At 66.0% G+C, this 14,242-nt stretch carries 11 protein-coding genes; 6 read left to right on the top strand and 5 right to left on the bottom strand.

Features of this window, described 5'->3' with window-relative positions:
• Positions 1-12 precede the first annotated feature (12 nt).
• The 6 genes from KC8_RS16110 to KC8_RS16085 all read left to right on the top strand — a co-directional run bounded on the left by KC8_RS16110 (position 13) and on the right by KC8_RS16085 (position 8,439).
• Entirely contained in the window at positions 13-1,158 is a 1,146-nt protein-coding gene (locus KC8_RS16110; RefSeq protein ID WP_138956602.1) for an FAD-binding protein, read from the top strand.
• Positions 1,159-1,161: 3 nt separating this feature from the next.
• Positions 1,162-2,472 (top strand): glycolate oxidase subunit GlcF, encoded by a 1,311-nt coding sequence (gene glcF, locus KC8_RS16105; RefSeq protein WP_010123843.1) that lies wholly within the window; start codon positions 1,162-1,164, stop codon positions 2,470-2,472.
• Positions 2,469-2,897: a GlcG/HbpS family heme-binding protein gene (locus tag KC8_RS16100; RefSeq protein ID WP_010123844.1), complete on the top strand. Its 429-nt coding sequence runs from the start codon at positions 2,469-2,471 to the stop codon at positions 2,895-2,897. Before glcF ends, KC8_RS16100 begins: the two co-directional genes overlap by 4 nt.
• 8 nt (positions 2,898-2,905) lie before the next feature.
• Positions 2,906-5,002, top strand: coding sequence for a malate synthase G (locus KC8_RS16095; RefSeq protein ID WP_010123845.1), 2,097 nt, complete (start codon positions 2,906-2,908; stop codon positions 5,000-5,002).
• Between the two features lie 403 nt (positions 5,003-5,405).
• On the top strand, positions 5,406-7,541 hold the full coding sequence (locus tag KC8_RS16090; RefSeq protein WP_010123846.1) for a sodium-translocating pyrophosphatase: 2,136 nt from the start codon (positions 5,406-5,408) through the stop codon (positions 7,539-7,541).
• A gap of 241 nt (positions 7,542-7,782) precedes the next feature.
• Positions 7,783-8,439, top strand: a complete 657-nt coding sequence (locus KC8_RS16085) for a PEPxxWA-CTERM sorting domain-containing protein (RefSeq protein ID WP_010123847.1) — start codon at positions 7,783-7,785, stop codon at positions 8,437-8,439.
• A 132-nt stretch (positions 8,440-8,571) separates the two neighbouring features.
• Here KC8_RS16085 and KC8_RS16080 read toward each other — a convergent pair whose 3' ends face one another.
• From KC8_RS16080 to KC8_RS16060, 5 genes are all read right to left on the bottom strand, one after another.
• Positions 8,572-9,267, bottom strand: a complete 696-nt coding sequence (locus tag KC8_RS16080; RefSeq protein WP_010123849.1) for a lysophospholipid acyltransferase family protein — start codon at positions 9,265-9,267, stop codon at positions 8,572-8,574.
• Positions 9,264-9,794, bottom strand: coding sequence for a YdcF family protein (locus KC8_RS16075; RefSeq protein ID WP_010123850.1), 531 nt, complete (start codon positions 9,792-9,794; stop codon positions 9,264-9,266). The genes KC8_RS16080 and KC8_RS16075 overlap by 4 nt, the downstream gene beginning before the upstream one ends.
• Entirely contained in the window at positions 9,791-10,678 is an 888-nt protein-coding gene (locus KC8_RS16070; RefSeq protein WP_010123851.1) for a cell division protein FtsX, read from the bottom strand. The genes KC8_RS16075 and KC8_RS16070 overlap by 4 nt, the downstream gene beginning before the upstream one ends.
• On the bottom strand, positions 10,675-11,379 hold the full coding sequence (ftsE, locus tag KC8_RS16065; protein WP_010123852.1) for a cell division ATP-binding protein FtsE: 705 nt from the start codon (positions 11,377-11,379) through the stop codon (positions 10,675-10,677). The genes KC8_RS16070 and ftsE overlap by 4 nt, the downstream gene beginning before the upstream one ends.
• Before the next feature lie 109 nt (positions 11,380-11,488).
• Positions 11,489-14,242: a [protein-PII] uridylyltransferase gene (locus tag KC8_RS16060; protein WP_010123853.1), complete on the bottom strand. Its 2,754-nt coding sequence runs from the start codon at positions 14,240-14,242 to the stop codon at positions 11,489-11,491.

The raw sequence follows: 14,242 nt of genomic DNA, 5'->3' as shown, positions 1-14,242 counted from the left end.
ATGGACCAGCCGATGCTTCCCACGCGCGAGGACGAACTGGCCGATGCCATCGCGGACGCCACGCGCGATGGCGCACGCCTGGACATTGCCGGTGGCGGCAGCAAGCGCGATTTCGGCGCGCCCGCCGATGCCCGATCGCTGTCGATGCGCGGCTTTGCGGGGGTTATCGACTATGATCCGGCCGAACTGGTGCTGACGGCCGGGGCGGGAACCCCGCTGGCCGACGTGCAGGCGCTGGTCGCGGCGCAGGATCAGATGCTGGCCTTTGCGCCGTTCGACCATGGACCGATCTATGCAGCACCCGCCGGTTCGGCGACAATCGGCGGCGTGGTTGCCGCCGGCGTGGCCGGATCGCAGCGGGTTTCGCAAGGCGGCGCGCGCGATCATCTGCTCGGTTTCCGGGCGGTTTCGGGGCGTGGCGAGCCGTTCGTGGCCGGCGCGAAGGTGGTCAAGAATGTTACCGGCTATGATCTGCCCAAGCTCGCCGCCGGAAGCTGGGGCCGGTTGTTCGCGATGACGGAACTGACGCTCAAGGTGCTGCCGCGCCCGCGCGCCCAAGCCACGCGGATGATCGCCGGGCTGGACGATGCCGCAGCGGTGCGAGCGATGGCGGCCGCCATGGGATCGACGGCCGAAATCGCCGCGACCGCGCACATGCCGGCCGATCTGCGCGACGGCCGATCGATCACCGTCTTTCGCGTCCAGGGTTTCGGGCCATCGGTGGCGGCGCGCGCCGCGATGCTGGATGGGCTGCTGGCGCCGTTCGGCCGTGTCGAACCGATCGGCGACACGCAGGCCGACAGCCTGTGGGAGGAACTGCGGACACTGGCGCCACTGCCCGCCGATCAGACGCTCTGGAAAATCCATGTCGCGCCCGGCGCCTGCCTATCCGTCATCGCGGCCATCCGGCCGCTTGGCGGACAATGGCTGCTCGACTGGGCGGGCGGGCTGATCTGGATCGCCCTGGATGGCCACGGCGATATCGTGCGGGCGGCGGCCGACGCCGCCGGCGGACATGCGACGCTGGTACGCGCGCCGGCCGCGATCCGGGCCGCCATCCCCGCATTCCACCCGCAGCCTGCCGGTGTCGCCGCGCTGGAAGCCCGCGTCCGCCGCGCCTTCGACCCCGCCGGCATCTTCGAGACGGGACGGTTCTGAACCATGCAGACGAATTTCCCACCCGCCCTGCTGGCCGATCCGGCGATGGCCGCATCCGAAGCGGTGATCCGCAAATGTGTCCATTGCGGCTTCTGCACCGCCACATGCCCCACTTATGTGCTGCTGGGCGATGAACTGGATTCCCCGCGCGGCCGCATCTACCTGATGAAGGACATGCTCGAAAATGAGCGGGAGCCGACGGCGGAGGTGATCAAGCATATCGACCGCTGCCTGTCCTGCCTGTCGTGCATGACGACCTGCCCGTCGGGCGTGAATTATATGCACCTTGTCGATCATGCGCGGGCCTATATCGAGGAGCGCTACCGCAGGCCGTGGCGCGAACGGCTGATCCGCGCGCTGCTGGCCCATGTGCTGCCCTTTCCCGGGCGGTTCCGGCTCGCCCTGCGGCTGGCGCGGCTGGCGAAGCCCGCGACACCGCTGTTCGACCGCTGGACATCGCTGAAACCACTGGCGGCCATGCTGGCGCTGACGCCGGCCCATGCCCTGCCGCGATCGGCCGCCAAAGCGTCGCCCGCCCGCACGCCCCGCGGCCGGGTGGCATTGCTGCGCGGATGCGCCGAACCCGTCTTGCGCCCCGAGATCGGCGAAGCCGCCGTGCGCGTTCTCAACCGCGCCGGTTTCGACGTCCTGTTCGCACGTGGCGAAGCCTGTTGCGGCGCACTCGTGCACCATATGGGCCGGGAAGCCGCCAGCCTGGAAGCCGCGCGCCGCAACATCGACGCCTATATGCGCGAGATCGACGATGGCGGGCTGGACGCCATCGTCATCACCGCTTCGGGGTGCGGCACGACCATCAAGGATTATGGCTTCATGCTGCGCAACGATCCGGCCTATGCCGACAAGGCAGCCCGCATTTCGGCCTTGGCGAAGGATATCAGCGAACTTCTGGCCGATAGCGAACCACCGGCCGGCAATGGCCGCGGGCTGACCGTCGCGTACCACGCAGCCTGCTCGCTGCAGCATGGCCAGAAGGTGACCGACGCGCCGCGCCGCTTGCTCGAAAGCGTCGGCTACACGGTGCGCACACCGAAGGAAGCGCATCTGTGCTGCGGATCCGCCGGCACCTACAATATCCTGCAACCGGATATTGCCGGCCAGCTTGGCGACCGCAAGGCAGCGAACCTTGCCCGGCTGGACGCCGACCTGATCGCCACCGGCAATATCGGCTGCGCGGTCCAGATCGGCCAGCGCGCGGCAACCCCCGTCGTCCATACCATTGAACTCATCGACTGGGCGACCGGCGGCCCGTGCCCCCGTGCGCTCACCCCATTTCACGAAAGGAAATCCGCTTGACCCGGATCACGCTCGACCAGGCCAACAGCATCATCGCCGCCAGCTTTGCCAAGGGCAGCGAACTGGGCCTGAAACCGCTCAGCACCGTCGTGCTCGATGCCGGCGGCCACCTGATCGCCTTCCAGCGCCAGGACGGCGCATCGACCCTGCGGCCGCAGATCGCCTGCGCCAAGGCGGGCGGGGCGCTTGGCCTTGGTATTTCGTCGCGCAAGATCGGCGACATGGCGGCGGAGCGACCGACATTCATCGCGTCACTCGGACCGGTGGCCCCCCATGGCGTGGTGCCGGCGGCCGGCGGCGTCATCGTGGTCGATGAAAGCGGTGCGCCGATCGGGGCCGTCGGCATCACGGGTGATACGTCCGACAATGACGAAGCCTGCGCGCTGGCGGGGATCGCCGCCGCCGGCCTCAAACCGCAAGCGTGAGAAACGACATGGACGCCAACAACTACACCGATCGGGCAGGCCTGAAGGTCGCCGCTTCGCTGGCCGCCTTCATCGAAGAGCAGGCCCTGCCCGGCACGGGCATCGACCCCGCCGGGCTGTGGCAGGGCGTTGCAGACATTTTCGCGCGCTTCACCCCCGAAAACCGCGCGCTGCTGGCCACCCGCGATGCGATGCAGGAACGGATCGACCAGCGATACCAGGCCGGCGCCCCGGTGGACGAAGCCTGGCTGCGCGAGATCGGCTATCTTGTCGATGAACCGCAGCCCTTTGCGATCACGTCCACCGGCGTGGATGATGAAGTGGCCCGCCTTGCCGGGCCGCAGCTCGTCGTTCCCATCCTCAACGCCCGTTTCCTGCTCAACGCGGCCAATGCGCGGTGGGGCAGCCTGTACGACGCGCTTTATGGCACCGATGCGATCCCCGGATCGCCCGCCGGCAAGGGGTATGATCCGGCGCGCGGATCGCAGGTGATCGCCTGGGCCAAGGCCTTTCTCGACCGGGCGGCGCCGCTGGCCCAAGGTTCGTGGACGGACTGGCGCGGTGGTGATCCGGCGCTCGCCGATCCCGCCCAGCTGGCCGGCCGGGCGGGCGACAACCTGCTGCTGCGCCACCATGGCCTGCACATCGAACTGGTGATCGACCGCGCCCACCCGATCGGCCGCGACGATCCGGCGGGTCTGGCCGATATCATCCTTGAATCCGCGCTGACGACGATCTGCGATCTTGAGGATTCGGTGGCGGCGGTCGACGCCGAAGACAAGGTTGCGGCCTATGCCAACTGGCTGGGCCTGATGCGCGGCGATCTCAGCGCGCAATTCGAGAAGAATGGCCGCGTCATGACCCGCGCGCTCGACGCCGACCGGCGCTATGCCGCGCCCGATGGATCGGACCTCGTGCTGCCGGGGCGCAGCCTGCTGTTCGTCCGCAATGTCGGCCACCTGATGACGACGCCGGCCATCCGCCTGCCCGACGGCGCGGAAGCCCCCGAAGGCATACTCGACGCGATCGTGACGAGCCTGGCCGCGATACACGACCTGAAACGACTGGGCGGCACAACCAACAGCCGGACCGGATCGATCTATATCGTCAAGCCCAAGATGCACGGCCCCGACGAAGCCGCCTTCACGGATCGGCTGTTCGACGCGGTGGAAGATCTGCTGGGCCTCGCCCGGAACACGATCAAAGTGGGCGTGATGGACGAGGAGCGGCGAACCTCCGCCAATCTCGCCGCCTGCATCCATGCGGTGCGCAACCGGATCGTCTTCATCAATACCGGCTTCCTCGACCGGACCGGTGACGAGATTCACACGGCGATGCGCGCCGGCCCGATGGTCCGCAAGGCAGAGATGAAGAATGCCGACTGGATCAAGGCCTATGAAGACCGCAACGTGCAGATCGGCCTTGCCTGCGGCCTCAGCGGCAAGGCGCAGATCGGCAAGGGGATGTGGGCCATGCCCGATCGGATGGCCGACATGCTGGACCAGAAGATCGCCCACCCGCGCACCGGCGCGAACACCGCATGGGTGCCATCTCCCACCGCAGCGACGCTGCACGCCACCCATTATCACGATGTCGACGTGTTCGCCCGCCAGGCGGAACGCGCAGCCGAACCCGTCGCCCCGCTCGCCCGCCTCCTCACCGTCCCCGTCGCTGCCGGCCGCAACTGGAACCCGGCCGAAATCGCCGAGGAACTCGATAATAATGCGCAAGGCATACTCGGCTATGTCGTGCGCTGGGTGGATCAGGGCGTGGGCTGCTCGAAGGTGCCCGATATTCACGATATCGGCCTGATGGAGGATCGCGCCACGCTGCGGATCAGTTCGCAGCACATGGCCAACTGGCTGCTCCATGGCGTGGCCACCGCCGCCGATGTGGACGCAGCCCTTAGCCGCATGGCCGCCAAGGTCGACCGCCAGAATGCCAGCGATCCGCTATACCGGCCGATGGCGGGCCATGAAGACGGGAATATCGCCTATCAGGCGGCGCGTTCGCTGGTGTTCGAAGGCGTTTGCCAGCCAAGCGGCTATACCGAACCTTTGCTGCATCGGTTCCGCGCGCGCGCGAAGGCCGCCGTGGCGGCGTAAGCGACAGCGGATACCGGCCCGAGACAAACTGCCGGCGGGAGGGGGCTTGCCCGTTCAAGGGGGCAAGCACCTTCCGCCTGCGCAGCATTTACCTTTCATCCACCCGCTAGCGGCAAGATGGCGGGATGAAACGCCGCCAGCCCCACCCCAGATCGATCCACCGCATGGGCATTGCGATATCAGGGCTGGCCTGCGGCATGGCGTGCGCATGGCTGATATCCATGGCCGCAACGCCCCCGGCGGCCATCGCCAAAATGGCTGCGGGCGCGGCGATTTAGCCCGTAAAATGGCGGGATTGCCAAACCCGTAACGGTCCCTATTCTCCCACCCAGCGTGAAGAGGCGGCACGGACGCACAAGAACGCCGGCCCGAACTTTGCGCCCCAACAGGGGAAGGAGATCGGATGCCTATCGTTTATCTGGCAATAGCCTGTGGCGTGATCGCCATATTATACGGTTTGCTTACCAGTCGACAGGTGCTCGCCGCGTCAGCGGGCAACGAAAAGATGCAGGATATCGCCGCCGCCATCCAGGAAGGCGCGCAAGCCTATCTTGGCCGGCAATATCGCACCATCGCCGTCGTCGGCGTGGCGGTGGCGGCACTGGTCGCCTATTTCCTGGGGGCGATTTCCGCCGTCGGTTTCGCGATCGGCGCGGTCCTGTCCGGCGTCACCGGCTATATCGGCATGAACATTTCGGTGCGCGCGAACGTCCGCACCGCCGAAGCCGCGCGTACCAGCCTGCAAGGCGGGTTGACCCTCGCTTTCCGCTCCGGCGCGGTGACGGGGATGCTGGTGGCGGGCCTCGGCCTGCTCGCGATCGCGATCTTCTTCTGGTACCTGACGGGCCCGGGCGGCATGGCGCTCGACATTCCCGAACAGAAGCGCGTCGTCGTCGATGCGCTGGTCGCGCTGGCGTTCGGGGCATCTTTGATCTCGATCTTCGCGCGTCTGGGCGGCGGCATCTTCACCAAGGCGGCGGACGTGGGCGCGGACCTTGTCGGCAAGGTCGAAGCCGGCATTCCCGAGGATGACCCCCGCAACCCGGCCGTGATCGCCGACAATGTGGGCGACAATGTCGGCGATTGCGCGGGCATGGCCGCCGATCTGTTCGAAACCTATGTGGTGACACTGGGCGTGACGATGGTGTCGATCGCGCTGCTCGTCACCGCGCCCGTCGCCGAACTGGGGGCGCTGATGGCGCTGCCGCTGGCGATCGGCGGCGTGTGCATCATCACCTCGATCATCGGCACCTATATGGTGCGGCTGGGCGCCAGCCAGTCGATCATGGGGGCTTTGTACAAGGGCTTCCTGACGTCGGCGATCCTGGCGGTGCCGGCCTTCTGGTTCGTCACCGATTGGGCGCTGGGCGGCTTTGGCGGATTGGGGGCGCGTTTCTCGATCACCGATTTCGCAGGCAACCCGGTCAATTTCAGCGGGATGGACCTGTTCTGGTGCATGATCGCCGGCCTGATCGTGACCGGCGCGATCGTGTGGATCACCGAATATTATACCGGCACCCATTTCCGCCCGGTCAAATCCATCGCCAAGGCATCGGAAACCGGCCACGGCACCAACGTCATCCAGGGACTGGCGATCAGCCTGGAATCAACGGCGCTGCCGACCCTGGTGATCGTCGTCGCGGTGATCTTCGCCTACCAGATGGCGGGCATCCTCGGCCTCGCCTTTGGTGCAACCGCGATGCTGGCGCTCGCCGGCATGGTCGTGGCACTCGATGCCTATGGCCCTGTCACCGACAATGCCGGCGGCATCGCCGAAATGGCCGGACTGGACGATAGCGTGCGCACCCGCACCGACGCGCTGGATGCGGTGGGCAACACCACCAAGGCCGTCACCAAGGGCTATGCCATCGGATCAGCGGGCCTCGCCGCCCTCGTGCTGTTCGGGGCTTACACCACCGATCTCGGGATCTTCTTTCCCGAACTTGCGGTGAACTTCTCGCTCGGCAACCCCTATGTTATCGTCGGGCTCCTGCTGGGCGCGCTGCTGCCCTATCTGTTCGGTGCGTTCGGCATGACCGCCGTCGGCCGGGCGGCGGGGGCCGTGGTCGAAGAGGTGCGCGCCCAGTTCCGCGACAATCCGGGGATCATGGCGGGCACCAGCCGGCCAAATTATGCCCGGACAGTGGATCTCGTCACCAAGGCGGCGATCCGCGAGATGATCATCCCGTCGCTGCTGCCGGTGCTGACGCCGATCATCGTCTATTTCGCGATCACCGCGGTCGCGGGGCAGGCGCAGGGCTTTGCGGCGCTGGGCGCGTTGCTGCTCGGCGTGATCGTGTCGGGGCTGTTCGTCGCCATTTCGATGACGTCGGGCGGCGGCGCGTGGGACAATGCCAAGAAATATATCGAAGACGGCCATCATGGCGGCAAGGGCAGCGACGCCCACAAGGCCGCGGTGACGGGCGATACCGTCGGCGATCCCTATAAGGACACCGCCGGACCGGCGGTGAACCCGATGATCAAGATCACCAACATCGTGGCGCTGCTGCTGCTCGCGGCCCTCGCCCACGCCGGCTGATCACCAGCCGGGCACAGGCCCCGCCCGATCGGCTTCGGGCGGGGCCATTTTTTGATGACAAACAATGTGTTACAATCCCATTTTGGGATTCATGAAATTATATCCTTGTTGATCAAGGACATGAACACGCCCATCGACCCCATGGACCCGCGCCTGCATCCTTGACGTCACGTTAACCGAATGAGATTTTCTGGCCGGGCTGCGATCGCGATCGCGTAATAAGTTCATCGGGGGATGGTTCATGCGTAAAATTCTGCTGGCCGCGGCTGCGTTTGCGGCTTTTTCGGCACCCGCCCACGCCGTCACGGTGTTCAGCGACACATTCGACGGGGAAGCCGGCGGCACGACGGTGACGAACTATACCAATTTCGCCAAGTGGGACGTCGCCGCCGGATCGGTCGATCTGCTGCGCGATCCCAACCAGTTCGGCATCACCTGTTCGGGCGGTACGGGATCGTGCGTCGATCTCAACGGTTCCAGCGGCCAGCCGGGCCTGATCGTCACCAAGCAATCATTCGACTATACTGCGGGTGACGTGATCACCGTGAGCTTCGACCTGAGCGGCAGCCAGCGCAGCGCCACCCATGGGCTGGTTCTGGGCATCGCGTTCGACAATGGTTTCGCGTTTGAATCGGACCCGTTCGACCTTGGCGCCGATGAACCCTTCGGGTCGTTCGCTTCGGCGTTCAGCGAAGATTATACCGGCCAGTTCCAGCTCTATTTCTACGGCACGCCGTTTCCGGATGATCCCAGCAACATCGGCGTCATCCTCGACAATGTTTCGATCGACGTCGCCGCCGTGCCCGAACCGGCATCGTGGGCGATGATGATCGCCGGGTTCGGCCTGGTCGGCGGCGCCCTGCGCACCCGCCGGCGCGAAACGCTGGCGGCAGCCTGATCGATCGCAGCCGCCCGATCGGCGGCTGGATGATACCGACCGGCCAAGACCGGCGCTGAATGGGATAACGGCCCGCCTGGCATATAGCCGGCGGGCCGTTTCATATTCCTCGTCTGTCGATGAACGCCGCCCTCAACGATCGAGCGCGTTGATCCGATCGTGCACCGCAGCTTCGACGTCCTCACGCGGGAGGCCGGCGGGCAAGGGTTCGTGAAAGCGGAAGGTGATCGTCCCCGCACGGCGCAAAAAGCTGCCACGCGGGCACAGCCGGCCGCTATCGATCGCCACCGCGACAACCGGCAAGCCAAGCGCCTTGTACAGCCCGGCAAAGCCCGCGCGCAGCGGCGGCTGTTCCCCCACCGGGGTCCGCGTGCCTTCGGGAAAGATCACGATCGGGCGATCCTGTGCGATCACCGCCCGGGCAGCACGCAGCATCGTCCGCAACGCGGAGGCGGACCCTGCCCGATCAACCGGGATCGCCCCGTACATCGTCGCCACCCGGCCCCACCCCGGAATATCCGCCAGTTCACGTTTCACCACCATCGCCGGCCGATCGAGCAGCACCAGAAGTTCCAGCGTTTCGTACATCGACTGGTGCTTTGCGGCGACCAGCGCGACACCCCGCGGCACCGGCCCTTCGACCCGGCTGTGGATATTGAGCAGCACCCGGCAACACCAGCCATGAAACCGCGCCCAGCCCACCGCATAATTCTGGAACGCCAGCGGCCCGCGCAGGGATACGGGAAAGGCGAAGAGAACCGCGAACACGGTGCCCGGATAAAAAACCAGCGCGAACAATATCGAACGAAGAAGGGTCACGCCGATCAAATCCCCAATGGTGCGGCCAGCCGGCGCAGCAGATATTTGTGATATTCTTCGAACAATGCCCCCAAACCCGGTTCGCTGACCACCGAATCCGCCAGGATGGTGACGCCGGGGGGCAGTTCACGCGACAATTCGAACCGGGCGCGCCGCATGTGCCAGTCCGTCGTCACCAGCCGTACCGATTTATAGCCATGACGATCAACCCAAGCGGCCGTTTCCTGGGCATTGGACCGGGTATCGACCGCATCATTGCCCAGATCGACGCAGCAATCGACCAATTTGCCGGACACGCCATAAACCGCCGCCAGTTCCCGCGGGCGCACACGGCGATCGGTGCCGGAAACAAGCAAGCGCCTGGCCTTGCCCTTTTCCAGCAGCACAAGCCCGCGCTGCACCCGGCCCGGGCCGCCCGTGAGCACGACGATGCCGTCGGTGACGCGATCGTCCGCCGGACCGGGAATCGCGATCGCAAACCACGCGAAACCGAGCATCCAGACGAGCAACCCCGCCGCGAACAGACGGGCGATCATAGCATGCGCCTCAATGCGGCAACCACCGTCCAGCGCGCGGCCAGCATCGCCACGATCATCCCCGCCAGCGGCAGGGCGGCCAGCGCCGCCCACGCCCATGGCGATAATTGAAAGGCGCCCATCAGTTCGGATCCCAGCGCGGCAAGCCGCGCACCGACGATGATCACCACAGCACCCGCACCGGCCAGCCCGAGCAGACCGCCAGCCAGCGCATCAACCGCGATCCGCCGCTGAAACAATCGGGCGATCTGAATATCGGTCGCTCCCAACAGGTGCATCACATCAATCGTCGGCCGATGCGTATTGAGCGCGCCGCGCGCCGTAAGCACGACGATCGCAGCCGTAGCCCCGGCCATCAGCAACACCACCGCTATCGCAAGCCATTTCAGCGCGCCAATCAAACCCGCCAGCGGCGCCAGCGCCCGCGCATGATCGTCGATCCGGGCCGCCGGCGCCGCGCGGCGCAACGCCGCAGCCAGCGCATCCACCCGTTGGCCGGGGTGCAGGCCGATATCGATCAGCACCGGCACGGGCAGTTCCGCATCCACCGCACCGCCACCCAGCCAGGGCTCCAGCAACACCTGCATTTCGGCATCCGACACCCGATGCACGGTCGCAACCGCCGGATGCTTTGCCAGCAGCGTGAGCACAGCCTTCGCCTGCGCCTCGCGCAGATCGGCATTCGCCTCGACAATCTGGATCGTCGCGCGATCGGCCAGATCGCCGCCCAGCGCGCGCGCCGCCTGCGCCAGCGCCAGCCCGCCCGCCGCCGCCAGCACCATCAGGAACATCATGATCGCGATCACCCACGGCATCGGCCCGGCCAGCCGCGTATCCGGCAGCAAGCGACTATCGGCGAAGGCCAGGCGCATCGGCAGCCTCATGCCGGCCGCGCCGGCGGATGGCGCAACGCACCGGTCGGATCGCTCAGCCGCCCGCGATCGAGCCGCATCATCTGGGCATGCCCAACCCGGCCGATCAGATTGATGTCGTGCGTGGCCACCACAATCGTCGTGCCCAGCTTGTTGAGCGCATCGAACAGATGGATCAGCCGCGCCGCCATGTCGGGATCGACATTGCCGGTCGGTTCATCGGCAACCAGCACTTCCGGCCGGCCGATCACCGCGCGCGCGATCGCCACGCGCTGCTGTTCCCCGCCCGAAAGCGTGGCAGGCCGCGCCGACGCGCGGTTGGCCAACCCCACCCAGGCGAGCATTTCGCGGACCGGCCCGTCCAGTTCGCGTTCCGGCACCCCTGCCACCCGCAGCGGCAGCGCCACATTGTCGTAAGCCGACAGATAGGGAACAAGGCGGAAATCCTGAAACACCACGCCGATGCGCCGGCGGAAACCCGGCATCCGCGATCGCGGCAGGGTGACGATATCTTCGCCGAACAGGTGGATCAGCCCGCGGCTGGGGCGCTGGGCAAGGTAGAGCAGGCGCAGCAGCGATGTCTTGCCAGCACCCGATGGCCCGGTGAGAAAATAAAAGGCGCCCGCCGCCAGTGTGAAGCTGATGTCCGAAAGCGTTTCCGCGCCCGTTCCATAGCGCAGACCGACATTATCGAACTGGACGATTCCGCCCATGCCGCGCCTTGCCCGCCCTTCTGTTCATGCTGTTGCCCCGATGCCGTCCATGGCACGGCCGGGGCGGAAAGGTAAAGGCGATCGGCACGCGCAGTGCAAATCAGGCCTTTCAGGCAGCTTCGGCGACAATCCCGCCAGCGGCATCGAGCAGGCGGCGTTCAAGCGCCTTCAGCCGCGTTGCCCCGGTTACCTTGTCCCCGGTGAGATCGGTCACGTAGAAAACGTCCACCGCGCGTTCGCCATAGGTGGCGATGTGCGCCGAATGGATCGTCACCTTGGACTGGAACAGGGCGTGGGCCAGCGCATTGAGCAACGCCGGCCGATCGCGCGCGTTGATTTCCACCACGGTGTAGCGGTTGGAGGCGCGGTTATCGATCAGGACGACCGGTTCGATCGCAAACGCTTCGGCCCGCACGCGCGGCAGGGGCTTCGCGGCCAGCCGGTCGGCGAGCCGCGCGCGATTGGCCAGCGCATCCTCGATCGCGATTTCCAGACGTTTCAACCGATCCGCTTCGTCGAACGGCCGGCCAAACGGATCCTGCACCAGAATATTGTCGACGGCCAGGCCATCGCGCGTGGTGTGGATCCGCGCATCGATGATGCTGCCACCGGCCAGGTGGATCGCGCCCGCGATCCGGTAGAACAGCCCCGGATGATCCGCGGTGTAGATCGTCACCAGGGTCGCGCCGCGCTCCGGATCGGCGTCCGCCGCAATCGCCAGCGGCTTGCCCGCCGCATCGGCAGCCGCGATCAGCCGGGCGTTGCGTTCGATCACGTCAATCTGTTCCGCAACCCAATAGGCTTCGGGCAGGCGCCGGACGAGTTCGCCTAACGCATCCTCGGGCCAATCGAGCCGGCTCTTCAGCGCCGCCTGCTTGGCCTGAACGCGTTCCTTGCGGCCGCGCTGCTTGTGGCCAAGCCGCAGCACTTCTTCGGCGGCTTCATACAGATCGGACAGGAGCTGGCGTTTCCAGCTGTTCCAGACACCGGGGCCGACCGCGCGAATATCAACCACCGTCAGCACCAGCAGCAGGCGCAGGCGTTCGGGGCTTTGCACCGCTTCGACGAAATCGAGGATCGTCTTGAAATCCGCAAGGTCGCGCTTGAAGGCGGTGGCCGACATCAGGAGGTGCCAGCGCACGAGCCAGGCCACCAGTTCGGTTTCCGCCGCCGTCAGCCCCAGCCGCGGGCACAGCTTGCGCGCGACTTCGGCGCCCAGTTCGCTGTGATCCCCACCCCGCCCCTTGGCGATATCGTGCAGCAGGACCGCCGCATACAAAGCCCGTCGGGAAACAAGCTGGCGCATGATGACGCTGGCCAGCGGGTGATCGTCGCTCAGTTCGCCCTTTTCGATCCGCGACAGCAAACCGATCGCCTGGATGGTGTGCTCGTCCACCGTGAAATGGTGGTACATGTCGAACTGCATCTGGGCCACGACGCGGCCAAAATCGGGCACGAACCGGCCGAACACACCGGCTTCGTTCATCCAGCGCAGCACCGTTTCGGGATCGCGCCGGCTGGTCAGTACATCCATGAAATAGGCGTTGGCGCGGGGATCCTGACGGACGCTGTTGTCGATCAGCCGCGCATCGCGCCCCGCCTGGCGCATGGCCGACGGATGAATTTCCAGTTCATGGCGATCGGCCAGCGCGAACATCTGGAGCAAGCGCACCGGATCCTGCGCGAAGAAATCATCCGACGGCGTCGACAAACGGCCGCGATCAAAGGCGAACCCTTCCAGCTTGCGCGGTTTGCGCCGCAGGCGGGGCAAGGCGAAGCGCCGCCCGCGCGAGGCAAATTCTTCATCGAGATGGGCGAGGAACACGCCGGTGAGATCGCCGACCTGCTTGGCCGTCAGAAAATAATGCTGCATGAAGCGTTCGACCGCCGAACGGCCGGGACGATCAGCATAGCGCATCCGCCGTGCGATATCCGGCTGGACATCGAAGGTCAGCCGTTCTTCCGCGCGATTGGTGAGGATGTGGAGGTGGCAGCGCACCGCCCACAGGAAGTTTTCGGCCTTCTGAAACTGCTGAAGCTCGGCCGGGGTCAACAGCCCCTTGTCGACCAGTTCGGGCACCGACCGGACCTGATTCACATATTTGCCGATCCAGAACAATGTATGCAGATCGCGCAGGCCGCCTTTGCCTTCCTTCAGGTTGGGTTCGACCACATAGCGGCTGTCGCCCATGCGGCGATGGCGATCGTCCCGTTCGGCCAGCTTTTCCGCAACGAAGGTGCGCGCGGTGCCGGCAACCACTTCCTGATCGAACCGGCGGCTGGCCTCATCATAGAGCGCCTCGTCCCCCCAGACGAAACGCCCCTCCAAAAGCGCGGTGCGGATGGTGAGATCGCTCTTGGCCATGCGGATCATGTCATCGAGCGAACGGCTGCTGTGGCCGACCTTCAGCCCCAGATCCCACAGCTGATAGAGCATGGACTCGATGACCTGCTCGGCCCAGCTCGTCTGCTTCCATGGGGTCAGGAAGGCGATGTCGACATCCGAATGGAGCGCCATTTCGGCCCGCCCATACCCCCCGACCGCCATCAATGTCAGCCGTTCGCCCGCAGTGGGATTATTGAGCGGGTAGAGCCGGCGGACGGTGAAATCGTAAATCAGCCGGATGATCTGATCGGTCAGAAACGCATAAGCGGTGGCCGCATCCGCCCCGCGCATGGGCGCGGCCGCAAGGCGGCTGGCAATTTCGATCCGCCCGGCTTCCAGCGCCCGCTTGAGCAGCGGCGTCGCCAGCCGGCGCAGCGCGGCGGCATCCGTGCCGTCCAGATCGTCCAGCGTACCGGTCAGCAGGCGCCGATCGATGATCGCGCGACGATTGGCAATGGATTCGAGACGCGTCACCAT

Source organism: Sphingomonas sp. KC8 (genome assembly GCF_002151445.1).
Lineage (GTDB): Bacteria > Pseudomonadota > Alphaproteobacteria > Sphingomonadales > Sphingomonadaceae > Sphingomonas_E.
This window is presented reverse-complemented; position numbering and strand designations above follow the sequence as displayed.

Coding starts and splice junctions, on each gene's coding strand:
- KC8_RS16085 (WP_010123847.1), top strand. CDS start 7,783: ATGCGTAAAATTCTGCTGGCCGCGGCTGCGTTTGCGGCTTTTTCGGCA.
- KC8_RS16090 (WP_010123846.1), top strand. CDS start 5,406: ATGCCTATCGTTTATCTGGCAATAGCCTGTGGCGTGATCGCCATATTA.
- glcF (WP_010123843.1), top strand. CDS start 1,162: ATGCAGACGAATTTCCCACCCGCCCTGCTGGCCGATCCGGCGATGGCC.
- KC8_RS16110 (WP_138956602.1), top strand. CDS start 13: ATGCTTCCCACGCGCGAGGACGAACTGGCCGATGCCATCGCGGACGCC.
- KC8_RS16075 (WP_010123850.1), bottom strand. CDS start 9,794: ATGATCGCCCGTCTGTTCGCGGCGGGGTTGCTCGTCTGGATGCTCGGT.
- KC8_RS16060 (WP_010123853.1), bottom strand. CDS start 14,242: ATGGTGACGCGTCTCGAATCCATTGCCAATCGTCGCGCGATCATCGAT.
- KC8_RS16095 (WP_010123845.1), top strand. CDS start 2,906: ATGGACGCCAACAACTACACCGATCGGGCAGGCCTGAAGGTCGCCGCT.
- KC8_RS16070 (WP_010123851.1), bottom strand. CDS start 10,678: ATGAGGCTGCCGATGCGCCTGGCCTTCGCCGATAGTCGCTTGCTGCCG.
- ftsE (WP_010123852.1), bottom strand. CDS start 11,379: ATGGGCGGAATCGTCCAGTTCGATAATGTCGGTCTGCGCTATGGAACG.